The 25,973-nt window shown below is 50.6% G+C and carries 25 protein-coding genes, 1 other RNA gene and 2 pseudogenes; 19 read left to right on the top strand and 9 right to left on the bottom strand.

Features of this window, described 5'->3' with window-relative positions:
• Positions 1–155 precede the first annotated feature (155 nt).
• The 3 genes and pseudogenes from N685_RS0107300 to N685_RS19535 all read right to left on the bottom strand — a co-directional run.
• The gene (locus N685_RS0107300) at positions 156–713 is read right to left on the bottom strand and encodes a DUF4367 domain-containing protein (protein ID WP_031407149.1); all 558 of its coding nucleotides are present in this window, start codon (positions 711–713) and stop codon (positions 156–158) included.
• 11 nt (positions 714–724) lie between these two features.
• On the bottom strand, positions 725–1,150 hold the full coding sequence (locus N685_RS18340) for a peptidoglycan-binding domain-containing protein (protein WP_237746883.1): 426 nt from the start codon (positions 1,148–1,150) through the stop codon (positions 725–727).
• A 300-nt stretch (positions 1,151–1,450) separates the two neighbouring features.
• Positions 1,451–1,639, bottom strand: a pseudogene (locus tag N685_RS19535) (ISLre2 family transposase); the annotation flags it as partial.
• A gap of 86 nt (positions 1,640–1,725) precedes the next feature.
• Between N685_RS19535 and N685_RS0107315 the strand changes: the two are divergent.
• From N685_RS0107315 to N685_RS0107365, 11 genes are all read left to right on the top strand, one after another.
• Positions 1,726–1,941 (top strand): hypothetical protein, encoded by a 216-nt coding sequence (locus N685_RS0107315; protein WP_031407151.1) that lies wholly within the window; start codon positions 1,726–1,728, stop codon positions 1,939–1,941.
• 380 nt (positions 1,942–2,321) lie between these two features.
• Positions 2,322–3,629, top strand: a complete 1,308-nt coding sequence (gene rpoN / locus N685_RS0107320) for an RNA polymerase factor sigma-54 (protein WP_031407153.1) — start codon at positions 2,322–2,324, stop codon at positions 3,627–3,629.
• A gap of 33 nt (positions 3,630–3,662) precedes the next feature.
• The gene (locus tag N685_RS0107325) at positions 3,663–3,908 is read left to right on the top strand and encodes a glutaredoxin family protein (RefSeq protein ID WP_031407155.1); all 246 of its coding nucleotides are present in this window, start codon (positions 3,663–3,665) and stop codon (positions 3,906–3,908) included.
• 123 nt (positions 3,909–4,031) lie between these two features.
• Positions 4,032–5,081, top strand: coding sequence for a sugar-binding transcriptional regulator (locus N685_RS0107330; protein ID WP_031407157.1), 1,050 nt, complete (start codon positions 4,032–4,034; stop codon positions 5,079–5,081).
• Between the two features lie 13 nt (positions 5,082–5,094).
• Positions 5,095–6,102 carry a type I glyceraldehyde-3-phosphate dehydrogenase gene (gene gap / locus N685_RS0107335; RefSeq protein ID WP_031407159.1) on the top strand — a complete coding sequence of 336 codons (1,008 nt, stop codon included), beginning with the start codon at positions 5,095–5,097 and terminating at the stop codon, positions 6,100–6,102.
• Between the two features lie 122 nt (positions 6,103–6,224).
• Positions 6,225–7,409: a phosphoglycerate kinase gene (locus N685_RS0107340; protein ID WP_031407160.1), complete on the top strand. Its 1,185-nt coding sequence runs from the start codon at positions 6,225–6,227 to the stop codon at positions 7,407–7,409.
• A 61-nt stretch (positions 7,410–7,470) separates the two neighbouring features.
• Positions 7,471–8,232 carry a triose-phosphate isomerase gene (gene tpiA, locus N685_RS0107345; RefSeq protein WP_031407162.1) on the top strand — a complete coding sequence of 254 codons (762 nt, stop codon included), beginning with the start codon at positions 7,471–7,473 and terminating at the stop codon, positions 8,230–8,232.
• A complete protein-coding gene (gene gpmI / locus N685_RS0107350) occupies positions 8,225–9,763 on the top strand; it encodes a 2,3-bisphosphoglycerate-independent phosphoglycerate mutase (RefSeq protein WP_031407164.1) in 1,539 nt (512 codons plus the stop codon). The genes tpiA and gpmI overlap by 8 nt, the downstream gene beginning before the upstream one ends.
• 22 nt (positions 9,764–9,785) lie before the next feature.
• Positions 9,786–11,078, top strand: coding sequence for a phosphopyruvate hydratase (gene eno, locus N685_RS0107355; RefSeq protein WP_031407166.1), 1,293 nt, complete (start codon positions 9,786–9,788; stop codon positions 11,076–11,078).
• Positions 11,079–11,270: 192 nt separating this feature from the next.
• The gene (locus tag N685_RS0107360) at positions 11,271–12,728 is read left to right on the top strand and encodes an MFS transporter (RefSeq protein ID WP_407059685.1); all 1,458 of its coding nucleotides are present in this window, start codon (positions 11,271–11,273) and stop codon (positions 12,726–12,728) included.
• A 91-nt stretch (positions 12,729–12,819) separates the two neighbouring features.
• Positions 12,820–14,319 (top strand): carboxylesterase/lipase family protein, encoded by a 1,500-nt coding sequence (locus N685_RS0107365; protein ID WP_031407169.1) that lies wholly within the window; start codon positions 12,820–12,822, stop codon positions 14,317–14,319.
• A 32-nt stretch (positions 14,320–14,351) separates the two neighbouring features.
• Here the strand turns inward: N685_RS0107365 and N685_RS0107370 are convergent, their stop codons facing one another.
• Positions 14,352–14,567: a hypothetical protein gene (locus N685_RS0107370; RefSeq protein ID WP_031407171.1), complete on the bottom strand. Its 216-nt coding sequence runs from the start codon at positions 14,565–14,567 to the stop codon at positions 14,352–14,354.
• A gap of 590 nt (positions 14,568–15,157) precedes the next feature.
• Here N685_RS0107370 and secG point away from each other — a divergent pair.
• From secG to N685_RS0107420, 8 genes are all read left to right on the top strand, one after another.
• On the top strand, positions 15,158–15,394 hold the full coding sequence (secG, locus tag N685_RS0107380; protein WP_031407173.1) for a preprotein translocase subunit SecG: 237 nt from the start codon (positions 15,158–15,160) through the stop codon (positions 15,392–15,394).
• Between the two features lie 75 nt (positions 15,395–15,469).
• Positions 15,470–16,210, top strand: coding sequence for a carboxylesterase (gene estA, locus N685_RS0107385; protein ID WP_031407175.1), 741 nt, complete (start codon positions 15,470–15,472; stop codon positions 16,208–16,210).
• A gap of 24 nt (positions 16,211–16,234) precedes the next feature.
• Positions 16,235–18,502: a ribonuclease R gene (rnr, locus tag N685_RS0107390; protein WP_031407177.1), complete on the top strand. Its 2,268-nt coding sequence runs from the start codon at positions 16,235–16,237 to the stop codon at positions 18,500–18,502.
• A gap of 81 nt (positions 18,503–18,583) precedes the next feature.
• Entirely contained in the window at positions 18,584–19,051 is a 468-nt protein-coding gene (gene smpB, locus N685_RS0107395; RefSeq protein WP_031407179.1) for an SsrA-binding protein SmpB, read from the top strand.
• Between the two features lie 223 nt (positions 19,052–19,274).
• Positions 19,275–19,626: a transfer-messenger RNA gene (gene ssrA / locus N685_RS18945) on the top strand.
• 403 nt (positions 19,627–20,029) lie between these two features.
• Positions 20,030–20,854 carry a helix-turn-helix domain-containing protein gene (locus N685_RS0107410; protein WP_031407183.1) on the top strand — a complete coding sequence of 275 codons (825 nt, stop codon included), beginning with the start codon at positions 20,030–20,032 and terminating at the stop codon, positions 20,852–20,854.
• Positions 20,851–21,393: a hypothetical protein gene (locus N685_RS0107415; RefSeq protein ID WP_031407184.1), complete on the top strand. Its 543-nt coding sequence runs from the start codon at positions 20,851–20,853 to the stop codon at positions 21,391–21,393. Before N685_RS0107410 ends, N685_RS0107415 begins: the two co-directional genes overlap by 4 nt.
• A gap of 19 nt (positions 21,394–21,412) precedes the next feature.
• A complete protein-coding gene (locus N685_RS0107420; protein WP_031407187.1) occupies positions 21,413–21,664 on the top strand; it encodes an AbrB/MazE/SpoVT family DNA-binding domain-containing protein in 252 nt (83 codons plus the stop codon).
• A 212-nt stretch (positions 21,665–21,876) separates the two neighbouring features.
• Here the strand turns inward: N685_RS0107420 and N685_RS18955 are convergent.
• The 5 genes and pseudogenes from N685_RS18955 to N685_RS0107445 form a co-directional block, all read right to left on the bottom strand.
• Positions 21,877–22,179, bottom strand: a pseudogene (locus N685_RS18955) (ISL3 family transposase); the annotation flags it as partial.
• A 47-nt stretch (positions 22,180–22,226) separates the two neighbouring features.
• Positions 22,227–22,676 (bottom strand): staygreen family protein, encoded by a 450-nt coding sequence (locus N685_RS0107425; RefSeq protein WP_031407189.1) that lies wholly within the window; start codon positions 22,674–22,676, stop codon positions 22,227–22,229.
• A 214-nt stretch (positions 22,677–22,890) separates the two neighbouring features.
• Positions 22,891–24,558, bottom strand: coding sequence for an IS1634 family transposase (locus N685_RS0107435; RefSeq protein WP_031405759.1), 1,668 nt, complete (start codon positions 24,556–24,558; stop codon positions 22,891–22,893).
• A 177-nt stretch (positions 24,559–24,735) separates the two neighbouring features.
• Positions 24,736–25,161, bottom strand: coding sequence for a DUF6114 domain-containing protein (locus N685_RS0107440; RefSeq protein ID WP_031407193.1), 426 nt, complete (start codon positions 25,159–25,161; stop codon positions 24,736–24,738).
• A gap of 21 nt (positions 25,162–25,182) precedes the next feature.
• Positions 25,183–25,773, bottom strand: coding sequence for a DUF6230 family protein (locus tag N685_RS0107445; protein WP_031407195.1), 591 nt, complete (start codon positions 25,771–25,773; stop codon positions 25,183–25,185).
• Positions 25,774–25,973: the final 200 nt, after the last annotated feature.

Consider the following 25,973-nt stretch of genomic DNA (forward strand, 5'->3'; position numbering starts at 1 on the left):
AGGGAAAATCCCCTTATCTCATTGATTTACATTATTTGGTTAATTGTAACGTTCTTCAAACATTCGTTGAAGGGCTTCATGCGCTTGAAGCGGGAGACTTCTTTCGGAACTATGTTAAAAAGATAAAAAACCCCGGCAGATAGCCGAGATTTTGATTATTGCAGGGATTCTGCAATCTTGATTAATTTGTCGGCTTTAATGTTCATACCTCGGACATTAAAGTAACGACCATCTTTCCAAAATATCAATTGAATAGGATCATGTTCGCCACGCTTAATCAACCATGCATCTACGCCAGCTACTTGAATTTTTTCTCCTTTTGAGAGAACATTCATCGGCTTAACTGTTCCATCATCATCGGATTGAATGATCAACAATTCTTTTCGTTGATACTTTAACTTCTTATCAGCGTCTTTATCCACCCACGCCTGTTTGACAACCGTTAGTTTTTTGGCTCCTTGAGTAACTACCTCTGTTTTAGGTTCAAGTTCTTTCACATCTTCCGGAAGCACAGTCGGTTTTTTGGCTTTAAACGGCAGTTTGTCTTGGGCAATTCCATTAAAACGTTCGACCTTTATTTTTGTATCTTCTGTCACTTTCGTGTTTTGATAGGAATTTGCTGATGTTGCTTTTTCTTGTGAAACAAAACCGGAAATAACAACAGCAAGTGCTGCTCCTACAATACCGCCAATTATGAGATTTTTCTTCTTCATGATAACCCCCCTTATAAGCACATGTACGTTAATCTTTCAAAATCATGGTCAACATGCCAATAGTCCTCGGAATTGTTAGTTGTTACATCAATATACCATCCATAACATGCATCACGCAAATAGGTAGCCGGATAGCTATCGGTTAAGTTATAGTTCCATTCATAATATTGAGTAGAACCTAAATAACCAACATAGACCCGATAATCCTCAAACTCTTCCCATGTAACAGGTCCAACAATACCATCGGCCGCTATACCTTCGTTTCTTTGAAAATTAACCACTCCATTATAGGTTTTAGAACCCCAATATCCGTCGACTGCACTATAACCCCAAGGTGTATCTTTTAGCATTCGTTGAATGGCTAGAACATACCCACCGTCTGTCTCGTATCCATAGCCGATCGTGTCGTTATTGGCCCAATTGTCTTCCATTATCATGGGCGGAAGCACCTTTAGGCGAAATAAATAATCCTAGTCCGAGTAGAAAGGCTCCTAAACATAATGATAGACGTTTCACCACTTTTAACTCCCCCCTATCATTATATTTTCCGAATTTTCATAATTTAAACTTAACAACTTTGGCGGAGTCAGTCAAGACTTTGTGGGAACTTTTTTTGGTTCACTACGGACGTTGTAAATGGACGGTTAGTGAACAATTTTCAGGAATTAATATCGCAAACGCTTTCGGACTCTCATCCCTCATCTTGAGGCGGTGATATTGTATTCCATTTTTTACACCTAACCAACATCCTGAAGTGCCGACGGCGCTTGATACATCGGCGTCCCTGATGACCGCTGAAGATACGGGATGTTTTGACGCATCACATCCGCCAACAACCGCCCTGTCTTCCGTTTGTCCTGTTCGATCCGAGCTGGCTTGGCCGAGGCTGCAGTCCGGGTCTCTTCCTCCTCCAACCGCCCATTTCTCCACGAAATTCATGGTAGTCGTTCCAAAGAAATGACTTGATGAAGTATTTATTGGATGAGTTATTATCTTGGAAGGAGAAATGAACATGTTTCCAATCATCGGCCGCCTGCGTTGCCCGATTTGTTCTGAGCCGATTCAGCCAGACGAAAAAGGGTTCCTCGACATCGTCAATACTGTCATGCATCAAAAATGCTACTACAAGTTTCCGCATCGCCGTCTTCCCATAAGGGATGAGGGATCGTTTCAGAAAATGCTTCTGAAGTATCCCTTCTTTCATCGAGAAGATGATGAGGAAGATTAAAAAGGATGGAATATGAGCAACGAAAAGAAGGCGGATCGCTCCGCCTTTTTTGCACGGGATAGCAGCCGAAAATAATTTTGCACAAATTTTGCACGATGCAAGAGAACGTGTGGCTCAAATATTGAAATATCAATACTTTTAGGATATGGTTATTATCCTGCCGAGGGGCGTTCCAACTATCCGACAAGTTCGGATTGAGATTCCCAAATCCCTTGATGCGACCGCGTTTGCGGTCGTTTTTCGTTTTGATCGCTACATAGGGTCAGAAGAAGGGGGCGTTTTTGGTTCCCTTCGTCTGTTTGCCTGCAGGCAGCCGTCAAAAATTTCTTCTACCTCCTCCCCTTCCCGTCGTGTACAATAAAAGAAAAGGGGGCGTGACGATGAGGGCGGAGTTAAGGCAGGAGCAGCGGCTGCAGTTGGCGCTGACGAAGGAACTTGTGCAGGCGATTGAACTGCTTCAGTATTCCGCGGTGGATTTGGAAGCGTTTTTATATGAGCGGTCGCTGGAAAACCCGTTTTTGGAAATTCGCCGCAGCCGGGGGCGGCAGCGGGTCCATCGGACGGAACGGGACCAAAAGCAGTGGCTGGAGAACATCGGGGCCCGGCAGGAGACGCTCGTCGGCCATTTGCTTTCTCAGCTGCCTTCGCTCAAGCTGGCCGATCGGGATGAGCGCATCGTTCGTTGTCTCATCGCTTCGCTTGATGAGGACGGCTATTTGCGTGTCCCGCTCGTTGAGCTGGCGGCGCAATTTTCTGCGTCAGAACAAGAGATGGAGCGGGGACTGCGCCTCGTTCAGTCGCTCGACCCGCCGGGAGTCGGGGCGCGTGATTTGGCCGAGTGCCTTCGTTTGCAGCTCGAACGCCTTCCGGAGCGCGACGAGCTGGCGGAAACGATCGTCCGCTGCCATTTTGTCCCCTTTGCGGAAAAGTCGTGGAAAACGTTGGCCAAGCAGCTTGGCGTCGGTCTTGGCGAGCTGCAGCGCGTCTTTGAGCTCATTCGCTCGCTCGAGCCGCGGCCGGGCATTCACTATTCGAGCGACAAACCGCCTTTGGTGGTGCCGGATGTGATCGTCGCCAGGGGGGCGGATGGAGACTGGGTGGTCGCCTACAATGACGACATCCATCCGGAGCTCGGGTGGAACCGGGAGTACGAGCAGCGCATTGCCGCATCCGGCGACCGGCAGGCCGAACAGTTTATCAAAGAAAAATATCGGCAGTTTGCGTGGCTCGCGAAAAGTCTGGAACAGCGCAAGCAGACGCTGCTTCAGCTGATGGCGGTCATCGTGGAACGGCAGCGCCCGTGCTTCGAATTCGGGCTGTCCGCGCTCAAACCGATGACAATGCGCGAGGTGGCTGAGGAACTGGGGGTGCATGAATCGACGGTGAGCCGCGCGGTGCGCCATAAATATGCGCAAACGCCGTTCGGCACGGTCGAGCTGCGCCGCTTTTTTTCGAGCGCCGCTACCGCCGAGGCAACAGATGAGGCCGCTTCGTCGACCCAAGTGAAAGCGATCATCCAAGAGCTGATTGCCGCCGAAGACCCGCAAGCGCCGCTTTCCGACCAGCAGCTTGCCGATTTGCTTCACGGCCGGCACGGCATCGCCATCTCGCGGCGAACGGTGGCGAAATACCGCGAGCAGCTGCGCATTCCGTCCTCGGCGAAGCGGAAGCAATACACGAATCTGTAAATCATGCATAAGATGGAAGAAAGGAAGAAACTGATGCACATCCGTTTGTATACGAAAACCAACTGCCCGCTTTGTGAAAAAGCCAAGGCGGTGTTGATGGAGCTGCAGGCGGACATGGCCTTTACGATCGAAGAAGTGGATATTTATCAAGATGATGCGCTGCTTGAAAAATACCAGCTGATGATTCCCGTCGTGGAACTCAACGGCGAAGAAATCGGCTATGGAATGATTGAAAAAGAAACGGTGAGAAAGCGGTTGCGGGCGGCGCAAAACAGTTGAACGCCCCGCCGCCTCCTGTTATAATGGACATGGCGCGGGAGGAATTTTTTATGAAGAGGTGGGACATAATATGTCACACCGGGACAAATAATGTCCCTATGTCAAACCAAGGAGAAAGAGCCGATGCGATCGTTATTAGAGGCGCAAAAAAAGTTATTGCCTGACTTGCTTGATGTTATGCAAAAACGATATCAAATTTTGCACTCCATTTCGCTCATGGCGCCGATCGGGCGGCGGGCGCTGGCGGCGAGCCTTGGCATGAGCGAGCGGGTGCTCCGATCGGAAACGGAGTTTTTGAAAGGGCAAAACTTGCTTTTCGCCGATGTGTCGGGCATGCGATTGACGGAGGAAGGCCAGGCGCTCCTTCATACGCTCAATGATTTCATGCGGGAAGCGCTCGGTCTCAAAGAGCTAGAAGCCGCGCTCCAGGGGCAGCTCGGCATTCCGCGCGTGATTGTTGTCGCCGGGGATAGCGACCGTTCCCCTTGGGTAAAAAAAGAAATGGGAAGAGCGTGTGTCGCCTGCATGAAGGAGCTGCTGGAACCCGGGGACATCGTCGCCGTGGCCGGCGGGACGACGATGGCGGCGGTCGCGGAGATGATGACGCCGGATTCGAAGCTTCGCGATGTGTTGTTCGTGCCGGCGCGCGGCGGCCTTGGTGAAGATGTTGAGAATCAGGCGAACACGATTTGTGCGAAAATGGCGGAAAAAGCGACGGGCCGCTATCGGTTGCTGCACGTGCCCGACCACTTGAGCGATGAAGCGTACGCGTCGCTTGTCGAAGAGCCGGCGGTGAAAGAAGTGTTGGAACTCATTCAATCGTGCCGCATGGTCGTCCACGGCATCGGCGAAGCGATGACGATGGCCAAGCGGCGGAAAACGCCGCCTGCGGAGATGGAAAACATCATCGCCCGCCATGCGGTCGCTGAAGCGTTCGGCTACTATTTCAACGAGCGCGGCGACGTCGTGCATAAAGTGAAAACGGTCGGCATTCAACTGGAACACCTCCCGCATGTCGAGCATGTCATTGCCGTTGCCGGAGGGGCATCGAAAGCGAAGGCCATTCGCGCCTACATGAAGCAGGCCCCGCGTTCGCTCCTGGTGACGGACGAAGGTGCCGCGAAAGCGTTAGTAGGGGAGTCAAGTCCCTTGCCGATACAATCTAATTCATAAGGAGGAACCAACGATGGCAGTAAAAATTGGGATTAACGGATTTGGCCGCATCGGGCGCAACGTGTTCCGCGCGGCATTGAAAAACCCGGACATTGAAGTGGTGGCGGTGAATGATTTAACCGATGCCAATACGCTGGCGCATTTGTTGAAGTACGACTCCGTCCATGGCCGTCTGGATGCCGAAGTGTCGGTGAACGGCAACAACTTGGTCGTCAACGGCAAAGAAATCATCGTCAAGGCGGAACGCGATCCGGCGAACTTGGCGTGGGGCGAGATCGGCGTTGACATTGTCGTCGAATCGACCGGCCGCTTCACGAAACGCGAAGACGCCGCGAAGCATTTGGAAGCGGGCGCGAAAAAAGTGATCATTTCCGCGCCGGCGAAAGGCGAGGACATTACGATCGTCATGGGCGTCAACCAAGACAAATACGACCCGAAAGCCCATCATGTCATCTCGAACGCCTCGTGCACGACGAACTGCTTGGCGCCGTTTGCCAAAGTGCTGCATGAGAAATTCGGCATCATCCGCGGCATGATGACGACCGTTCACTCGTACACGAACGACCAACAAATTTTGGACTTGCCGCATAAAGATTTGCGCCGGGCCCGTGCGGCAGCGGAATCGATCATCCCGACGACGACCGGGGCGGCGAAAGCTGTGGCGCTCGTTCTGCCGGAATTGAAAGGCAAATTGAACGGCATGGCGATGCGCGTGCCGACGCCGAACGTATCGGTCGTCGACTTGGTGGCGGAGCTGGAAAAAGAAGTGACGGTCGAAGAAGTGAACGCGGCGTTGAAAGCAGCGGCGGAAGGCGAACTGAAAGGCATTTTGGCCTACAGTGAAGAACCGCTCGTGTCGCGCGACTACAACGGCAGCACCGCTTCGTCGACAATCGATGCGCTGTCGACGATGGTCATTGAAGGCAAAATGGTGAAAGTCGTTTCGTGGTATGACAACGAAACGGGCTATTCGCACCGCGTCGTTGACCTGGCCGCCTACATCGCCTCCAAAGGGCTGTAATGTCGGCTCGGCGTTGAGTTTTCCATCCGTTCAAGTCTATAATAGGGAAATGGAGGGGAGCGGGGAAATGATCCCCACTCCTTTTCCTTTGTCGAAACTGCAGCCAAAAGGGGGCCCGAACGATGAACAAGAAGACGATTCGCGATGTTGAGGTGAGAGGAAAACGCGTCTTTTGCCGCGTCGATTTTAACGTGCCGATGGAAGAAGGCGCCATCACCGATGACACGCGCATTCGCGCCGCACTCCCGACGATCCGCTATTTGATCGAAAACGGAGCGAAAGTCATTTTAGCGAGCCACCTCGGCCGCCCGAAAGGGAAAGTGGTCGAAGAATTGCGTTTGGATGCCGTTGCGAAGCGGCTCGGCGAACTGCTTGGGCGGCCGGTCGCCAAAACGAATGAAGCGGTCGGCGATGAGGTGAAAGCGGCGGTCGCGAACTTGAACGAAGGCGATGTGCTCTTGCTGGAAAACGTCCGTTTTTACCCCGGCGAAGAGAAAAACGATCCCGAGCTGGCCAAAGCGTTTGCGGAGCTGGCGGATCTGTATGTCAACGATGCGTTCGGCGCCGCCCACCGCGCCCATGCGTCGACGGAAGGCATCGCTCATTACTTGCCGGCGGTCGCTGGCTTTTTGATGGAAAAAGAACTCGAAGTGCTCGGCAAGGCACTCTCGAATCCGGACCGCCCGTTTACAGCGATCATCGGCGGCGCAAAAGTGAAAGACAAAATCGGCGTCATCGACAATTTGCTTGAGAAAGTCGACAACTTGATCATCGGCGGCGGGCTGGCGTATACGTTCGTCAAAGCGCTCGGCCATGACGTCGGCAAGTCGTTGCTGGAGGAGGACAAAATCGACCTAGCCAAATCATTTATGGAAAAGGCGAAAGAAAGAGGCGTCCGTTTTTATATGCCGGTGGACGTCGTCATCGCCGACCGGTTCGCCAACGACGCCAATACGAAAGTCGTGCCGATTGACGCCATCCCAAGCGATTGGGAGGCGCTTGACATCGGTCCAAAAACGCGCGAATTGTACCGCGATGTCATTCGTCAATCAAAGCTCGTCGTCTGGAACGGCCCGATGGGCGTCTTTGAAATGGAGGCGTTCGCCCATGGGACAAAAGCGGTTGCCCAAGCATTGGCGGAAGCGACCGACACGTATTCGGTCATCGGCGGCGGGGACTCAGCGGCGGCGGTTGAAAAATTCGGCTTGGCCGACAAAATGGATCATATTTCCACCGGCGGCGGCGCTTCGCTCGAATTCATGGAAGGAAAAGAGCTGCCGGGTGTCGTTGCGTTGCAAGACAAATGACCCACGGCGCCAGATTGGGCGCATGGCGGCGGACACCGCCCATCGAAAGGAAGGGTGAACGATGAGAAAACGCATCATTGCAGGCAACTGGAAAATGCATAAAACGCTGGCGGAAGCTGTTCAATTTGTCGAGGAAGTAAAAGGGCTCGTGCCGCCGGCGGACGAAGTCGATTCCATCGTTTGCGCGCCGTTTCTCTTTTTGGATCGGTTAGTGCAAGCGGCAGAGGGCACCGATTTAAACATCGGGGCGCAAAACATGCACTTTGCCGACCAAGGGGCGTACACGGGCGAAGTGAGCCCGGTCATGCTGAAAGACATCGGCGTTACGTATGTCATCCTCGGCCATTCGGAGCGCCGGCAAATGTTTGCGGAAACGGATGAGACCGTGAACAAAAAAGTGTTGGCGGCCTTCACCCGTGGGCTTATACCGATTATTTGCTGCGGCGAATCGCTTGAGGAACGGGAAGCGGGGCAGACGAACGCCGTCGTCGCTTCACAAGTGGAAAAAGCGCTCGCGGGATTGACGCCGGACCAAGTGAAGGAAGCGGTTATCGCATACGAGCCGATTTGGGCGATCGGCACGGGCAAATCGTCAACCGCCGAAGATGCGAATGAAGTTTGCGGCCATATTCGTTCGGTCGTCTCGCGCTTGTTTGGCCCGGAAGCGGCGGAAGCGATCCGCATTCAATACGGCGGCAGCGTCAAACCGGACAACATCCGCGACTTCTTGGCGCAAGAACAGATTGACGGCGCCTTAGTCGGCGGGGCGAGCCTCGAGCCGGCTTCATTCTTGCAATTGGTGGAGGCGGGCCGCCATGAGTAAAAAACCGGTGGCTCTCATCATTTTGGACGGGTTTGCGCTGCGCGAGGAAACATACGGCAATGCGGTCGCCCAAGCGAAGAAGCCGAACTTTGACCGCTATTGGAACGAATACCCGCATACAACGCTCAAGGCGTGCGGCGAGGCGGTCGGGCTTCCGGAAGGGCAAATGGGCAACTCGGAGGTCGGGCACTTAAACATCGGCGCCGGCCGCATCGTCTACCAAAGCTTGACGCGGGTGAATATCGCCATTCGCGAAGGCGAGTTTGACCGCAATGAAACGTTTTTGGCGGCGATGAACCATGTGAAGCAGCATGGGACGAGCTTGCATTTGTTCGGCTTGCTTTCGGACGGTGGGGTGCACAGCCATATTCACCATTTGTACGCCCTTTTGCGCCTGGCGGCGAAAGAAGGCGTGAAGCGCGTGTACATCCACGGCTTTTTGGACGGCCGCGACGTCGGCCCGCAAACGGCGCCGCAATACATCAAAGAACTGCAGGAAAAAATCAAGGAATACGGCGTCGGTGAAATCGCGACGTTATCGGGCCGCTACTACTCGATGGACCGCGACAAGCGGTGGGACCGCGTCGAGAAGGCGTATCGGGCCATGGTGTACGGCGAAGGCCCGACGTACCGGGATCCGCTTGAATGCATTGAAGACTCCTATAAGCATGGCATTTACGACGAATTCGTCCTACCGTCGGTCATCGTCCGCGAAGACGGCCGTCCGGTGGCGACGATTCAAGACAACGACGCGATCATCTTCTATAATTTCCGCCCCGACCGGGCGATCCAAATTTCAAACACGTTCACGAACGAAGATTTCCGCGAGTTTGACCGCGGGCCGAAGCATCCGAAGCATTTGTTCTTTGTCTGCTTGACGCATTTCAGCGAAACGGTGAAAGGGTACGTGGCGTTCAAGCCGACGAACCTTGACAACACGCTTGGCGAAGTGTTGTCGCAGCACGGCTTGCGCCAATTGCGCATCGCCGAGACGGAAAAATATCCGCACGTGACATTTTTCATCAGCGGCGGCCGCGAAGAGAAGTTTCCGGGCGAAGATCGGATTTTGATCAACTCGCCGAAAGTGGCGACGTACGACTTGAAGCCGGAAATGAGCGCGTATGAAGTGACGGACGCGCTGCTGAAAGAGATTGCGGCTGATAAGTACGATGCGATCATCTTGAACTACGCGAACCCGGATATGGTTGGCCATTCGGGCAAGCTCGAACCGACGATCAAGGCGGTGGAAGCGGTTGATGAGTGCCTCGGCAAAGTGGTCGATGCCATTTTGGCCAAAGGCGGCATCGCGATCATCACCGCTGACCACGGCAATGCGGATGAAGTGCTGACGCCGGACGGCAAGCCGCAAACGGCCCATACGACGAATCCGGTGCCGGTTATCGTAACGAAAAAAGGCATCAAGCTCAGAGACGGCGGCATTTTAGGCGACTTGGCGCCGACGATGCTCGATTTGCTCGGCTTGCCGCAGCCGAAAGAAATGACCGGAAAAACGTTAATCGTTCATGAATAAATCTTGAAAGGAGAGTATCGAGATGTCTGCGATTATCGATGTGTATGCGCGTGAAGTGCTCGATTCGCGCGGCAATCCAACGGTGGAAGTGGAAGTGTATACGGAAGAAGGCGGCTTCGGCCGCGCGCTGGTGCCAAGCGGCGCCTCAACCGGGGAATATGAAGCCGTCGAACTGCGCGACGGCGACAAAAACCGCTACCTCGGCAAAGGGGTGCTAAAAGCAGTCGAAAACGTCAACGAAGTGATCGCGCCGGAAATCATCGGCCTCGAAGTCACCGACCAAGTGGCGATCGACCGGAAGCTGATTGAATTAGACGGCACGGAAAACAAAAGCAAGCTCGGCGCCAACGCCATTTTGGGCGTGTCGCTGGCCGTCGCCCGCGCGGCAGCGGACGAACTGGGTCTGCCGCTGTACCAATACTTGGGCGGCTTTAACGCCAAAACGCTGCCGGTGCCGATGATGAACATTTTAAACGGCGGCGCGCATGCGGACAACAACGTTGACATTCAGGAATTCATGATCATGCCGGTCGGTGCGGAAAGCTTCCGCGAAGCGCTGCGCATGGGGGCGGAAATTTTCCACAGCTTAAAAGCGGTGCTAAAAGCGAAAGGCTACAACACGGCAGTCGGTGACGAAGGCGGCTTCGCCCCGAACTTGAAATCGAACGAAGAAGCGCTGCAAACGATCATCGAAGCGATCGAAAAAGCCGGCTACAAACCGGGCGAACAAGTGATGCTCGCGATGGACGTCGCGTCGTCCGAGCTGTATAACAAAGAAGACGGCAAGTACCATTTGGAAGGCGAAGGCGTCGTCAAAACGTCGGAAGAAATGGTCGCTTGGTATGAAGAGCTCGTGTCGAAATATCCGATCATCTCGATCGAAGACGGGCTCGATGAAAATGACTGGGAAGGCCATAAACTGCTCACCGAGCGGCTCGGCCACAAAGTGCAGCTCGTCGGCGACGATTTGTTTGTGACGAACACGAAAAAATTGGCCGAAGGCATTGAAAAAGGCGTCGGCAACTCAATCTTGATTAAAGTCAACCAAATCGGCACGTTGACCGAAACGTTCGATGCCATCGAAATGGCGAAACGCGCCGGCTACACGGCAGTCATCTCGCACCGCTCCGGCGAAACGGAAGACAGCACGATCGCCGATATCGCGGTGGCGACAAACGCTGGTCAAATTAAAACAGGTGCACCTTCACGTACAGACCGCGTCGCGAAATACAACCAATTGCTTCGCATTGAGGACGAGCTCGGCCACACCGCGATATACCAAGGCATCCGCTCGTTTTACAATTTGAAAAAATAGCGGGAATAGGCGTCCCTAACGGAGGGGGCGCCTGTTGTTTTGATGGAGGCAAAAGGGCGCTGAATGGCTGGCGGTGATCAAGACGTCTTGACGCATTCAGGAAAACTGCGCCTCTCCATCTCATAATTTGTAGAAAATTGTCTAATTTTCAGGAATAGTTTTTGTTGTTTTTTATTTTTAGAATAGAATTGGATGAACCGTTTGAGCAGTTTAGAAGCCGCGGAAAAAGTCGTGTATTTGACGATCCAAGATTTTAACGAGAAATGGGCAGGGCGAACGTTACGAGGATTTGCCGAAGCACAGGAAGCGCTTCAACGAATTTTTGTTCTGTTTCACAAGTGCATGACATGCCTAGTCTCAATCTTTTTAAGGGGGATCATTTTGAACGCTACAAAATTTTGCATAGCAACGTTTCTTTCCAACTTGGGGGACATCATATACAGTGTTGTTATAGCTTGGTATATTGCTGACGTTTTACAATCAGGTTTTTTGATGGGAGCAGTTTTATTTTCTCTAGGTTTGTCGAGATTTATTGCTGGGCTTCTTTGCGGACCGGTTATTGATCGAATAGGGGCAAAGTTGTTTCTGTGGTTGTCAGACATAATAAGGGCAATCATTGTGTTAGTTTTAGCTATTCTGTTATGGGATCATACGATCTCTTTTGTCATTCTCATAATGGTCTCCGTTTTGTTTGGAGCGATTGATGCTTTTTATTGGTCAGCCTCAGAATCAATAAAGCCAAGATTAGTCGCTACTGAATATTTAAGTCGTCTCAATAGTCAATACTTCACTGTTGTAAGAACAACGATCATTTTGGGTCCTTTAATCGCCGCTTGGATGGTTGAATCAATCTCAATAGAACGTTCCTTGATCGCCATGTCTATCTTATATGTATTTTCAACTTTTTCCATTTTGTTTGTTGATTGTAAAAATAGTCATCTTGAAAATATGAACGACAATAATGACAACACTTCTTACTTTTCGGATTTACGACTCGGTTTTAGTTTTTTGAATAGACAAAAAATGATTTTTTATTTGGTGATAACTATGTTTTTTGTAAATATTGGAGCAAACGGGGTTAATGTATTGTTCCCTTTTTTGGCTAAAAATGTTAGTGATGATGCTAAGTATTTAGGATATATATATTCATCGATGTCAATGGGAAGTTTGTTAACTGGTTTAATCTTTTCAGTTAAAAGCATTCACAAGGTTGAATTGAAGGTTATATATTTCTCTTTTCTTTTACAAGCTGCTGGTATTGCCGCACTATGTTTCACCCAAAACTTTTTCATTACTCTAATTTTCGTTTTCGTAATTGGTTTAATTACTGGTTTTATAGGAGTCCTTATACCTACTTTTGTTCAACATTCTGTGCCTATTCATTTATTAGGAAGAGTGAATAGTATTATGATGGCAATTTCAATGCTATCAACGCCAGTAGCCCAGTTTATTTTTGGGGTCAGTGTTGATTATTTCAATATAAAATATCTTTTCTTCATTGCAGGTGCTTTGGGGATAGTTACTAGTTTATCTTCTTTATTAATTAATGAGAGAAAAGGTGCGCCAAGAGAAACTGTAATGGTGCTGACGGTTTCGGGCGCGGTGATCTTTGCTTTTCGGTATGGGACCTCTCTTTTCGAAGCGGCATGAGCACCTCTCATGCGGGCGCAAAACGATGGACGTGGGAGGGGTGGTGGTTTATACTATTTTTGAATCGTTTGAATATTCAGGAGGTAGAGGGATGGAGCGAACCGTTGTTGAAACAAGGTACGGCCGGTTGCGCGGGGAAACGAATGAAGGCGTTTCCGTTTGGAAAGGAATTCCATACGCGAAAGCGCCGGTCGGTGAGCGCCGGTTTTTGCCGCCGGAGCCGCCTGAGGCATGGGATGGGGTGCGGGAGGCGACATCGTTCGGGCCGGTTGTCATGCAGCCGTCGGATCCGATTTTCAGCGGATTGCTCGGGAGGATGAGCGAGCCGCCGAGCGAGGATGGGCTGTACCTGAACATTTGGTCGCCCGCGGCCGATGGGAAGAAGCGCCCGGTGTTGTTTTGGATTCACGGCGGCGCCTTTTTGTTTGGTTCGGGCTCGTCGCCGTGGTATGATGGCGCGGCGTTTGCGAAACACGGTGATGCCGTTGTCGTGACGATCAACTACCGGATGAATGTGTTCGGCTTTTTGCATCTCGGTGATGCATTTGGCGAAGCGTACGCCCAAGCGGGCAATCTCGGCATTTTGGATCAAGTGGCGGCATTGCGCTGGGTGAAGGAGAACATTGAGGCGTTTGGCGGCGATCCGGACAACATCACGATTTTCGGTGAATCGGCCGGAGCGGCGAGCGTTGGCGTGCTGTTGTCGCTTCCGGAGGCCCGCGGGCTGTTTCGGCGCGCCATTTTGCAAAGCGGGTCGGGTTCGCTTCTTCTTCGTTCATCGGAGACGGCGATGGCCATGACCGAGCGTATTCTCGAGCGCGCCGGCGTCCGTCTAGGCGACCGTGATCGGCTGTTGTCGATTCCAGCCAATGAACTGTTGCAGGCGGCGATGTCGCTTGGCCCAGGAATCACGTACGGCCCGGTGATTGACGGACATGTGCTGCGCCGCCATCCGATCAAAGCGCTCCGCGATGGGGCGGCCAGCGGTGTTCCGATTTTGATTGGCGTGACGAAAGACGAGTACCATTTGTTTACGTTGACCGATCCGTCTTGGACAAAGCTTGGCGAAAAAGAACTGCTTGACCGGATCAACCGTGAAGTCGGGCCGATTCCGGACGCGGCAATCCGCTATTACAAGGAAACGGCGGATGCGTCAGCGCCCGCGTGGCAAACGTGGCTGCGCATCATGACGTACCGCGTTTTTGTCGAGGGGATGCTGCGGACGGCGGATGCCCAGGCGGCGCAGGGGGCCGAGGTGTACATGTATCGGTTTGATTATGAAACGCCGGTGTTCGGCGGACAGCTGAAAGCATGCCATGCGCTTGAGCTGCCGTTTGTGTTTCACAACCTCCATCAGCCCGGCGTCGCCAATTTTGTCGGCAGCCGGCCGGAGCGCGAGGCGATCGCCAATCAAATGCATTACGCTTGGCTTTCGTTCGCCCGCACCGGCGACCCGAACGGCGCGCATTTGCCAGAGAAGTGGCCGATCTATACGAACGAGCGCAAACCGGCGTTTGTCTTTTCGGCTGCGAGCCATGTTGAAGACGATCCGTTTGGCCGCGAGCGGGAAGCGTGGATGACGCGCGCATAAGGAAAAAGGAACGGCCAACCGCCGTTCCTTTGTTATTCGTTTGCTCCCGGTGAAGGAAGCCCGAACTGTTCCGCCAGCGCCGGGTCGCGGTCGATCGCCTCAAGCAGCTTCCGCATGACGTTGACGTCAAACGTAAAGTTCGCCCCGATCGGCGACGTGACGAAAATTTTCCCTTCCTTCGCCTCCCGCGCCCGTTTGAATTGGTAGCCGTCAATCGCGATGACGACTCGTTCGTCTGGTCTTGCCATTGGAGTCCCTCCCGTCGTTGCCGATTTGCTTTCATTGTAACTCATTTCGGCTGCGGACGACAATGATCATACCGCGCCCGAGGCATGGAGGGTCAAACAGTGGAGGATGAAACGTTCCTCCATCTATGCAAAAGGGTAGGAGCGGAGAATTTTTTTGGCCCCCGCCCTTCGATTCGGCTGTCTAGTAGGCTGGTGAAAAACCGCTGTCACACACCAATCGGAGGCATTTTCATTCAGAAAAGAAAGCTGATTCTACATGGTTTCTCTAATTGAGAAATGGGTGGAATCAGTAGTATTTTGCACTAAATCACCGGCCTCCTAGAAAAGACAGGAAACGCAGTCTTTCCTTCGACACCGTTCCATTCTTCCGTTTCCTCCAGGCTGATCAAGTCAGATGCGTTGCGATTTTTGCCAAGCATTCGTCAATGATTTCATCGATTTCCTCCATTTGAGCATCTTCCGGATTATGTTTTTTTAAAAAAAGTGAATCTATGCCTTTCGGTGTGTTGAGACAGGCTCGCCAGTTGCCGCCAACGGCAATCTGTGGTATAGTAAAATCATTGCAACGTCGGTCGTTGGAGGTGTCAGGCATGCATGCCTTGCTTGTGACGCTGCTTGTCATTGTGTCGATCGCGCTGATCGCGGTTGTCTTGTTGCAGTCGGGCCGCAGCGCCGGGCTGTCGGGGGCGATCACCGGCGGCGCCGAGCAATTGTTTGGGAAGCAGAAAGCGCGCGGGCTCGATGCGGTGTTTCAGCGCGTAACGGTTGTATTGGCCATTTTGTTTTTCGTATTGACGATTCTCGTCACATATGTCCAACCATCATAAACGAAAAGCGGGGGCGGTCCTTACAAGAAACGGGCTGCCTTTTCTATTTCAACGTGAAAGGATGGAGAACGCATGATGAAAGTGGTTCCACCGAAACCGTTTTTCTTTGAGGCTGGGGAGCGGGCCGTGTTGCTTTTGCATGGGTTTACCGGCAACTCCGCTGATGTCCGGATGCTTGGGCGATTCTTGGAATCGAAAGGCTATACGTGCCACGCGCCGATTTACAAAGGACACGGCGTGCCGCCGGAAGAGCTCGTTCACACCGGACCGGATGATTGGTGGCAAGACGTCATGAACGGCTATGAGTTTTTGAAAAACAAAGGCTACGAAAAAATTGCGGTCGCCGGATTGTCTCTTGGAGGCGTATTTTCTTTGAAATTAGGCTACACTGTACCTATAGAAGGCATTGTGACGATGTGCGCGCCGATGTACATCAAAAGCGAAGAAACGATGTACAAAGGTGTGCTTGAGTATGCGCGCGAGTATAAAAAGCGGGAAGGAAAATCAGAGGAACAAATCGAACAGGAAATGGAACGGTTCAAGCAAACACCGATGAAGACGTTGAAAGCCTTGCAAGAACTCATTGCCGATGTGCGCGCCCATCTTGATTTGGTTTATGCACCGACGTTCGTCGTCCAAGCGCGGAACGATGAGATGATCAACCCGGACAGCGCGAACATCATTTATAACGAAATTGAATCGCCGGTCAAACGGATCAAATGGTATGAACGATCCGGCCATGTCATTACGCTCGATGAGGAACGGGATGAATTGCATGAAGACATTTATGCCTTTTTGGAGTCGTTGGATTGGTAAACGTCAGAAAGGAGGGAACAGATGATGAATGAAACACTGGCGGAGCGAATTTTAACGTTTATGCGCGATGAGGCGTATAAACCTCTCACGGTCGAAGAACTGGAAGAAGCGTTTGGCATCGAGGATGCCGACGGGTTCAAGGAATTTGTCAAAACGCTTGTCGCCATGGAAGAGGAAGGTCTTGTCGTCCGGACGCGAAGCAACCGCTACGGCGTGCCTGAGCGGATGAATCTCGTGCGCGGCAAAGTGACGGGCCATCCGAAGGGATTTGCCTTCGTCACACCGGAGGAGCCGGGAATGGATGATATTTTCATCCCGCCGTCCGAATTGAAAAACGCCATGCATGGCGACACGGTGCTGGTGCGCATCCAAGCCGACTCATCCGGAGCGCGCCGCGAAGGGACGATCGTCCGCATTTTGGAGCGCGGGGTGAAGGAAGTCGTCGGCACGTACACGGAAAGCAAATATTTCGGCTTTGTCATTCCAGACGACAAACGGATTGTCAACGACATTTTCATTCCAAAACATGCGGCGAACGGAGCGGTCGAAGGGCATAAAGTCGTCGTCCGCCTGACGTCGTATCCAGAAGGGCGGATGAGCGCCGAAGGAGAAGTCATTCAAATTCTCGGCCATAAAAACGACCCGGGCGTCGACATTTTAGCGATCATCTATAAATACGGCCTTCCCCTTCAATTTCCAGAAGACGTGATTCAGCACGCCAACCAGGTGCCAGACGTCATTACGGAGAAAGATTTGGAAGGGCGCCGCGATTTGCGCGGCGAGATGATCGTGACGATCGACGGGGAAGACGCGAAAGACTTGGATGATGCCGTGACGGTGACGAAGCTTGAGAACGGCAACTATAAGCTCGGCGTCCATATCGCTGATGTCAGCTACTATGTTGAGGAAGGCTCGCCGATCGACCGCGAGGCGTATGAGCGCGGCACGAGCGTTTATTTGGTCGACCGCGTCATTCCGATGATTCCCCATCGGCTGTCGAACGGCATTTGCTCGCTCAACCCGAAAGTCGATCGGTTGACGCTGTCGTGCGAAATGGAAATCACTCCGCAAGGCGAAGTCGTCCGTTATGAAATTTTCCCGAGCGTCATTCGCACGGTGGAACGGATGACGTATTCCGATGTCAATAAAATTTTGGTGGACAAAGATGAAGCCTTGCGGGAAACATACGCGCCGCTCGTGCCGATGTTTGAGCTGATGGCCGAGCTCGCTGATATTTTGCGCACCAAGCGGATGAAGCGCGGGGCGATCGATTTCGATTTTAAAGAAGCGAAAGTGCTTGTTGATGAAAACGGCAAACCGTACGATGTCGTCTTGCGCGAGCGGTCGGTCGCTGAGCGGTTGATTGAAGAGTTCATGCTGGCGGCGAACGAGACGGTCGCTGAGCATTTCCATTGGCTGAACGTGCCGTTTATTTACCGCGTTCACGAAGACCCGAAACCGGAAAAACTGCAGCGCTTTTTGGAATTCATCACGAACTTCGGCTATGTCGTGAAAGGAACGGGCAACCAAATCCATCCGCGCGCCCTCCAGCAAATTCTCGAAGCGGTGCGCGGCGAACCGGAAGAGATGGTCATTTCGACCGTTATGCTTCGGTCGATGAAGCAGGCGCGCTATGATGCGGAAAGCCTCGGCCATTATGGGCTGTCGACCGATTTTTACACCCATTTTACGTCGCCGATCCGCCGCTATCCGGATTTGATCGTTCACCGGCTGATCCGTACGTATCTCATCAACGGCCAGATGGATCTTGACACCCAGCAAAAATGGGCGGAAAAGCTGCCGGACATTGCCGAACACGCTTCCGATATGGAGCGGCGCGCCGTCGAGGCCGAGCGGGAAACCGATGATTTAAAGAAAACGGAATTTATGGAAGACAAAATCGGGATGGAATTTGACGGCATTATCAGCTCGGTAACGAACTTCGGCCTGTTTGTCGAGCTCCCGAACACGATCGAAGGATTGGTGCACGTCAGTTATTTAACGGACGATTATTACCGCTACGACGAGCGCAGCTACGCGATGATCGGCGAGCGGACCGGGAAAATGTACCGCATCGGCGATGAAATCACCGTCCGCGTCATCAACGTCAACAAAGACGAGCGGATCGTCGACTTTGAAGTCGTCGGCATGAAAGGACGCCGCCCGTCGAAAGCGAAAGCCGCTCCGGTCGTCATCGAAGGGAAAAAACAAAAGAAAAAGGCGGAGCCGAAAGCGCAAAGCGGCCCAAACCGCAGCGCGAAAGCGAAAAAGAAGAAAAAGAAAAAACGGTAAGGAAAAGCCGAACAGGCGGCTTTTCCTTCTTTTTCGTTTTTGATAAAATAAGAAACGCTACGATGAGGAGGGAGAAAACGGATGCCCAAAGGCGAAGGAAAAGTAATCGCCCAAAACAAAAAAGCGTACCATGATTATTTCATCGAAGAGACGTATGAAGCCGGCCTTGTGCTGCAAGGAACGGAAATCAAATCGATCCGCAACGGCCGGGTGAATTTGAAAGATTCATTCGCCAAAGTGGAAAAAGGGGAAGTGTTTCTCCATAACATGCATATCAGCCCGTACGAACAAGGCAACCGCTACAACCATGATCCGCTGCGGACGAGAAAGCTCCTGCTCAACCGCCGCGAAATCAACAAGCTGATCGGCTACACAAAAGAGCAAGGCTATACGCTCGTGCCGCTGAAATTGTACATCAAAAACGGCTTCGCCAAAGTGGAGCTTGGCGTCGCTAAAGGGAAGAAAAAGTACGACAAACGGGAAGACATGAAGCGGAAAGAAGCGCAGCGCGAAATCGAACGCGCCTTCCGCGAGCGGCAAAAGCTGTAGGGAGCAAGCGGCGTATGAAAAAGTCAAAACCGATGTTTCTCAAGTGGGGAAGCCTTGAAACATCGGCTCTTCTTTCCCGGCGAATTCCATCGTTTTGGCAAAAATCATCGTTTTTCACCGACGTTGAAAACATTCCCATTGAAAATGCGCAAAACCATGGTATAATAAAAAGTGCAACAGCCAGTTATCCATGGCTTAAGCTGTTCCGATCTCTTCGCACCGCGGGGACGATCCGGATTCGACAGGGGTAGGTCGAGCTTAAGCGGCGAGCCGAGGGGGACGTCCTCGTAAAAACGTCACCTAAAGATAACTGGCAAACAAAACTACGCTTTAGCTGCCTAATTGCTGCAGCTAGCTCCTCCCGCCATCGCCCGCGTGGCGTTCGAGGGGCTCATATGAAGCGGGCTACGCCCAAATCCGCCGCCTGAGGATGAGGGAAGAGACGAACCAGGCTAGCCGCCGGGAGGCCTGTCGGTAGGCGGAACGGACGGCGAAGCGAAATATACCGACTACGCTCGTAGATGCTTAAGTGGCGATGCCTCTGGACGTGGGTTCGACTCCCACCGTCTCCATTTCCAACATGTTGCTGTTTCGGATGAAAAATGGTGAACCGCTTGATGCGACCGTGTTTGCGGTCGTTTTTGCTTTTTCAAGAATCCGAAAGAAGCCAGCGAATGGGCGAAAATTTTGCGCGGATTTTGCACCGTGTTTTTTGCCTTGCATTGTATACGAGTTCGACAGTGACCAAGTAAACAAAATGCCTCTCATCCCTTGATGCCAAAGGGACGAGGGGCATTTTGTTTGCCTAGTCGCTGTCGAACTCGGGTCAGTAATCTAAAGTAATAATGATGGAAAAAATTATGTTAGCGTATTGATTTTAACGATGAAAACGATGTATATTAATTATAACGATGATTCGATGAAACGATGATTCAATGGAATGATGGGATTAAATTAAAAAAGAGGAGGTTTTAATAAATGAAGAAGTTTGTTAGTTTGAAAAAATTGGTTGAGACTAAACCGAAAATAGAGGATAATCCACATTTTCGTACTCTTGAGGAAATGAGCGAAATTATTGGGAACATTTTTGAAGGGGGGATTTCTACAATTACGTTACGTCAATATATTAGAGAAGGAAAAATTAATGGGGTTAAATCAGGTAAAAATTGGTATGTAGAAAATGAAGAGATCGCTCGTTATATTCTTTCACGAATTAATAATGAACCTATTAATCGTGAAGAAGATATATGGGTATTATGGGTCGAAAATAGCGATGGTAATATTGTGGACTATACTTTTGTCCCACATTCAGAAGCGCTTAAATTGGGTATAGGAGATGAAGATGAGGTTGCAGAAAGTTTAGGATACGATTCAGGTGAGTATTTAGGTGACTATTACAAAATCAAAGAAAAACCTTATATTTTCTTTGAACTTGGGCTGTTGCATGATGAAAACGATGATTCATATTTAAGGAAATTATCACCTAAACAAAAAGAAATGATTGAACATTTTTTAGAGCCTTCTAAAAGTGCTGAAGAGATTAAAAATGATGAAAGTCTAACAGGTTTAAGCCGTCTAAAAGCAATGTCACCTAAATTTCGGAACTGGACAATTCTTGATGCAAAACACTATTACCATAAAGTTTTTTCTGTTGAGCCTCGTGAGCCCGAAATTCAATTATTTTTTGAATATCTTGAGACATTACTTGAACTGAAAGCATGCCAAAAGGAAGAGAAATATTTAGAAAATAAAATTAAAAAGTTAGAGCAAGAAATTAAAAAATTAAAGGGGGAAATAGTGTGAGTAGAAGTTTGATTTCGTTTGAATCAAAGCAAAAACGTATTTTAATTTTACAATCTTTATTGGAATCTTTAAAAACTCATTATCCTAAGGCGATTTTTGATAAAAGTAAAGAAGGGAGGTATAGATTGTTAATCCCCTATACAACAAAGGATCAGTTTATTGTTGATTTTTCATTTGAAGTACCAGATGGAATTAGAATGGGTTTTGTATTAGACATTGATCAACCAGAGCCTAGAGATGGAGGAAGGAGAAAGGAGTTTCAAAAAATAATAGCTCCATACCTTCCTCAGTTAGCAAAGGTGTTAGATGCCGTAGTAATTAAAAAACAAAAGAATGAATCGATAATAAAGGATGGTCGTTTTTCCTGGATAAAAAATTCTGCCCATCGAAGAATGGGATTACATCAGTATAGAAGATTTTCAAATATTAATTTTGAAAATGACTCAGTTGACGATATTACAATAGTCATATTACCTGTTATTGAACGTTTTATAAAGTCAGTTTCAGAGCTACTAGCTAAAATAAAATTACCTAATTAATACTCAGGGGGGATGATCAATGGCTAAAACAACAGGGTTACTTAGAGGATTTGATAAAGCTGGCAGATTTGTTATTCCTGCTGAAATGGTTAGAACGTTAGAACTTGGAGTGGATGATCTTTTAGAAATTAGCTGTGATGGTACCACAATATATCTCCGTAAACATCAACCGTTTTGTGTTTTTTGTGGTGAGCAGGATGAAAAGCTGGTTTCATTTAAAAATAAAAACATTTGTCAGTCTTGTGCAGCAGAGATAACTTCAGTAGTTTAAAGTTCACTAAAGGTAGAAGAAATGGGTCTTCACCATTTTCTGTGATTTCCACTCAATCCTAGAAAGATGTTAGCTGGATGAAATAGGTTCATCAGTCAGGATCCTTCTTCCGCATACAGACCATGAAGTTGGTAGAATGGAAACAGTCAAGTGCTTTCCTTGACGGGTTCCATTCTACCAACGATCATACCGATAGCGGAAGAAGGGAGTGCTTAGGCAGCCTGACTACCTGTAGTAGTGTTCCCTGTACACTCCAGAAATACACGCAAACGAAACCGTTCTCGATTTCGATAGCCATATGCCCGGCGTTTGATGTTTTTGACCTTGTGATTCGTTCCCTCGATTCGGGCATTGGTATAGGGGCACAAAAAGTAGGAAAGAATAGGCTCTTTCCACCTTTCAAGAGTGTTGGCTGCTTCCTGAAAAGAAGCAAAAGGGCTCTGTTTGGCTAACTGAATCCATTCTTCCAAGCGTTCCTTTGCTTCGTTATATCCATCGGTTCGGTAAGTTTGTCGGCTGTCCAAAAACGCGGCGATGCATAGCCCCGTCACCGAAGCGGTTGTCAGCGATACAAATACGGAGTGCCATAATATTCCGTCCGGTTGAGCTCCGGGTATTCGGAAGTGAAATGAATGAAAATCGGGCACCAATCACAAAACGGGTACGTGCGAAAAAAATCGCGGTCGCCATAGCGAATAGCTTCGAGCGCCAACGGCAATTCTTTCTTGAATACGTTCGCTCGGCGCGCATTTTGTTGCCGGCCCATTTGCCGGTTGCCAACGAATACATAGAGAAACAATACTAGCTGTTGCCCGGCTTGTTTCCATTCACCGAGCACTTCATCGCGTTGAGAAGTGAGCTGATCAGTGACAAATGCGTGGGATACGGTGAGGAATAAGGCGCCAGTCGTGTCCGAGTGGGTTAAGGTGTACAGACGGCCGTTCACCGGTGACAGCTGGGTGATTCCAGCGGTCTGGGTGACGTGCAGTCGCTCGGGAGAAAGGTGTTTCATGGCGGTCCTCCTTCTGTTCTGGAAAGTAGATGATCTCATTCATCTATATGTGCCTTTATTGGCGGCGATGACAAAACAAAACCGAACGGGACGGCCGATCCGCGTTCGGTTTTGCTTCATGGCCCGAGTTCGACAGTCACTAGGCAAACAAAATGCCTCTCATCCCTTGATACCAAAGGGACGAGAGGCATTTGGGCATACTTTGGGCGTGTATCTAGGTGCGAGGATGAATGCCTAGAATCTTCGGAGGAGGCTCCAGCCCTAGAGCCGCAAAGAATTGAGCCTGTTTGGCCGTCAGTTCGGTTCGTTGATAAAGGTCACCGTTTTTTGAAGAAAAATGTCCAAGCATGAGACGTTCGCATTCGTCCCTTACGTTCGGCCACGATTCATGGGTTCGAATCTCCACGATCCGAACTAACAAGAGAGCAAGCCAACTGAGCAGCACATGTGCCCGAATGCGGTCTTCCAAGCGATGATACATAGGCCGCAATTCCAATGTAGACTTCAATGTTCGGAAGGCCTGCTCAATATCCACCAGCTGCTTATACCCGATGGCGACATCTTCGGCAGACAAGGTGTCATCGGATGTCCGGATGAGATATTTGCCGTCGTACTTTTCCGCGTCACGAACCGCTTGCTTGTCGATGCGAAGGGTTCCGTCCTTCAACTGGCGCAAGTATTTTCCGTAGGACGGATGGGAACGCAACCGGCAGGTCGCCTTATGATGGGCTTCGTTTGGGAGTTGGCGAAGCCCTTTTAACTCCTCTTTCAGCGATTCGAGCAGCTTTTCTCGCTCCTTGCGTTGGCGTTCGGCTTCGCTGGGATTGTACACGAGAACATAGCGCTGACGCGCTTCTCCGTCGCCGACGATGATTTCTTTGATGTGCAAATTCTCGTCCACTTCATGATAACGTCCGCGACGGCTTAAGGCCTCTTCGACGGCGGCTTTGCCGGATCGCATTTTTTCGCCGACAATGTAGTGTCCGCCGGCCTGTTGCAAGATTCGCAAATTCTCTTCAGAGGAAAAGCCGCGGTCCATGACGCTGATCACACGTCCAAGCTTCCAGCCAATCAAGTCTTGTTTCACCTGTTTGATGACCGTCATGTCCATCGTATTGCCAGGCCATACCCAAGCGCGAATCGGGATTCCTTCCCGGGTGACAGCCAGCCCAATGACGATTTGAACCAAGTCTGGGCGTTTGTCTTTCGAGAATCCTTGTTTTCGAAGCGATTCTCCTTCCGGTGTTTCAGAGGGATCCACTTCGAAGTACGACGAAGTCGTATCGAAGTAAATCAAGTCGACTTCCAAATTCAATAAATCGGCCACAGCATGGAACACTTGACGTTCCAATTCCGGCTGCACGGCCAGCAGTTCATCCATCGCCCGGTACAACTGGTGGCTGGCGGCTTGAGGAAGGTGAGGGATATACACGTCTTTCTCCACCCACTCCTCCATCGCCAACTTGCTTGACGGATGAAGGGCGCGATTCGCCACCATGGCAAAAATCAGCCGTTCCAGCGAAATCTGGTGATGTCGGGAGGTAAACAAGGAGTGGAGAATCTCTCCCAACCCCAGTTGTCTCCAGAGCTGATCCAAGAGCCAGACGCCGCCGAGGTGTTTGCATGACTGGAATTGAAAGTCATCGGAAGCTTCTCCTGTCAACGTTTCGACTTCCCAAGCCTGCTCAGGAGAAAGGAATCGCGAAATGCTTTTGGCCAGACGCTCCAAGACAGCGCGATCCACTTCGTCTTCGCGCCCGAACGAATAAATCACCTTCGCTTTCGCATATTTGGCCTTCGGATCCCATTCGTTGTGAGCAAGCTGGAGATACGCCACGGTTGTTCCATCTTTGTTTTTGCGTGTAACTCGTCGTATGTACATGCCTATATTATAAATTATAAACTTTATTTTTAAAAGGGAAAATTAATAAATCGTGTGCCTATTAAATTCGACGTTTTTTTCTAGGGGAGGCGTGGTGAAACCCTTGATATAACAGCATTTTGGCCATTTTCATTTGCCTAAAATGACCTCAAAACTGTCGAACTCGGGTCATGGCTTTCAGTGGGTGACGTTGGTGGCCTCCTTGTCCGCAGCCGCTTCGCTATGCGCCAGCGGGGCGGCGGAGTCGGCCCATTGCGGCCGCCAGGCGATGCAAAGCGCCCCGCCGATGATGCCGAGAATCGTGCCGACTAAGAAGCCGCCCAAGGCGCCCATAATCGATAAAATCGCGCTGAACATGCCGATGATGCCGAATAAGGTGGCCAGCCGCGGCATTGCATACGACAAGATGGCCATCAACAATACCATCCCGCCGAGGAAAAAGCCGACGAAGACGGTGCTGCCAGGGACGAGCGAAATTTCATATAAGTGCGCTGGAATCCACAAAATGATCAAGCCCGACAGCAACAGCAGCGTCGCCCCCCAAAACGGCCGCCGTCTGCGCCAGCGCTGAAGCGCCTGCCAACCGGAACGAATTGTGCTCAATGCCTCTCATCCTTACTGAAATTAATTGAGTTTTTCAAAATATACTTTCATGCCCGGCAGCGCCACTTTTTGTTGGAACAAATAGACGGTTTTCAAGTTTCCGTTGTCGATCGTAATATTGTCGGCCCCTTGGGTGAACTCTTGCGCTGCTTTTTGGACCGGGTCTTGTACATCGCCGACGTAGTTTTCTTTCATCGTCAGGCTGCCGAAGGAGATGTTGCCGTTAATTTGCGTCGCTTTTTGCACGAGCCCATCGATCGTGACCGTGCCGCCCGCTTCAATGACGACGCGGATGCCAAGTTTGTCAAAGTCTTTGGAAATTTTCAGCCCTTGAATGCTGGCGTTCGCAATCTCGTTGACAAACACCGGCGTTTGCTTCGATTCTCCCGATTCCGCGATCCCGCCGTACATTTTAAATCCGCTGCCGTTCAGTTTGTCAAATTGGACGGTGAATTCCCCCACCCCGCCGAGCGGCAGCGCATAGGCGACGCCTGTCAGCCCGAAGATCGACAGCAAGGCTCCGAGAAGCAGGAACCCCCCTAACAGCGCGACGATCAGCGGCTTTTTCGCTGTGCGCCCCCCAATGATGACCGGTTTTGTTGCCATTTCCATGGCGTTTCTCCTCCCCCTTTTTTGAATGATCAGCGCTGTAAGCGCTTTAGTCAATCTGTTTAAATTTTATGACAATTATCCATTCCATTAAATCCCTATGTTTGTCGGATTTTTTAAGTGTTCTTAGACAAACGTGACGGGCAAAAGAAGGAATTGACCGATCGAATTAAGAAAGTAGATGATCAAAGTAGTCGATCACT

The organism is Geobacillus vulcani PSS1 (assembly GCF_000733845.1).
GTDB classification, from domain to species: domain Bacteria; phylum Bacillota; class Bacilli; order Bacillales; family Anoxybacillaceae; genus Geobacillus; species Geobacillus vulcani.

Bases quoted from the DNA above. Each gene is read 5' to 3' on its own strand.
- N685_RS0107300 (WP_031407149.1), bottom strand. From the start codon at position 713: ATGAAGAAGAAAAATCTCATAATTGGCGGTATTGTAGGAGCAGCACTT.
- N685_RS18340 (WP_237746883.1), bottom strand. From the start codon at position 1,150: ATGATAATGGAAGACAATTGGGCCAATAACGACACGATCGGCTATGGA.
- N685_RS0107315 (WP_031407151.1), top strand. From the start codon at position 1,726: ATGTTTCCAATCATCGGCCGCCTGCGTTGCCCGATTTGTTCTGAGCCG.
- rpoN (WP_031407153.1), top strand. From the start codon at position 2,322: ATGAGGGCGGAGTTAAGGCAGGAGCAGCGGCTGCAGTTGGCGCTGACG.
- N685_RS0107325 (WP_031407155.1), top strand. From the start codon at position 3,663: ATGCACATCCGTTTGTATACGAAAACCAACTGCCCGCTTTGTGAAAAA.
- N685_RS0107330 (WP_031407157.1), top strand. From the start codon at position 4,032: ATGCGATCGTTATTAGAGGCGCAAAAAAAGTTATTGCCTGACTTGCTT.
- gap (WP_031407159.1), top strand. From the start codon at position 5,095: ATGGCAGTAAAAATTGGGATTAACGGATTTGGCCGCATCGGGCGCAAC.
- N685_RS0107340 (WP_031407160.1), top strand. From the start codon at position 6,225: ATGAACAAGAAGACGATTCGCGATGTTGAGGTGAGAGGAAAACGCGTC.
- tpiA (WP_031407162.1), top strand. From the start codon at position 7,471: ATGAGAAAACGCATCATTGCAGGCAACTGGAAAATGCATAAAACGCTG.
- gpmI (WP_031407164.1), top strand. From the start codon at position 8,225: ATGAGTAAAAAACCGGTGGCTCTCATCATTTTGGACGGGTTTGCGCTG.
- eno (WP_031407166.1), top strand. From the start codon at position 9,786: ATGTCTGCGATTATCGATGTGTATGCGCGTGAAGTGCTCGATTCGCGC.
- N685_RS0107360 (WP_407059685.1), top strand. From the start codon at position 11,271: ATGAACCGTTTGAGCAGTTTAGAAGCCGCGGAAAAAGTCGTGTATTTG.
- N685_RS0107365 (WP_031407169.1), top strand. From the start codon at position 12,820: ATGGAGCGAACCGTTGTTGAAACAAGGTACGGCCGGTTGCGCGGGGAA.
- N685_RS0107370 (WP_031407171.1), bottom strand. From the start codon at position 14,567: ATGGCAAGACCAGACGAACGAGTCGTCATCGCGATTGACGGCTACCAA.
- secG (WP_031407173.1), top strand. From the start codon at position 15,158: ATGCATGCCTTGCTTGTGACGCTGCTTGTCATTGTGTCGATCGCGCTG.
- estA (WP_031407175.1), top strand. From the start codon at position 15,470: ATGAAAGTGGTTCCACCGAAACCGTTTTTCTTTGAGGCTGGGGAGCGG.
- rnr (WP_031407177.1), top strand. From the start codon at position 16,235: ATGAATGAAACACTGGCGGAGCGAATTTTAACGTTTATGCGCGATGAG.
- smpB (WP_031407179.1), top strand. From the start codon at position 18,584: ATGCCCAAAGGCGAAGGAAAAGTAATCGCCCAAAACAAAAAAGCGTAC.
- N685_RS0107410 (WP_031407183.1), top strand. From the start codon at position 20,030: ATGAAGAAGTTTGTTAGTTTGAAAAAATTGGTTGAGACTAAACCGAAA.
- N685_RS0107420 (WP_031407187.1), top strand. From the start codon at position 21,413: ATGGCTAAAACAACAGGGTTACTTAGAGGATTTGATAAAGCTGGCAGA.
- N685_RS0107425 (WP_031407189.1), bottom strand. From the start codon at position 22,676: ATGAAACACCTTTCTCCCGAGCGACTGCACGTCACCCAGACCGCTGGA.
- N685_RS0107435 (WP_031405759.1), bottom strand. From the start codon at position 24,558: ATGTACATACGACGAGTTACACGCAAAAACAAAGATGGAACAACCGTG.
- N685_RS0107445 (WP_031407195.1), bottom strand. From the start codon at position 25,773: ATGGAAATGGCAACAAAACCGGTCATCATTGGGGGGCGCACAGCGAAA.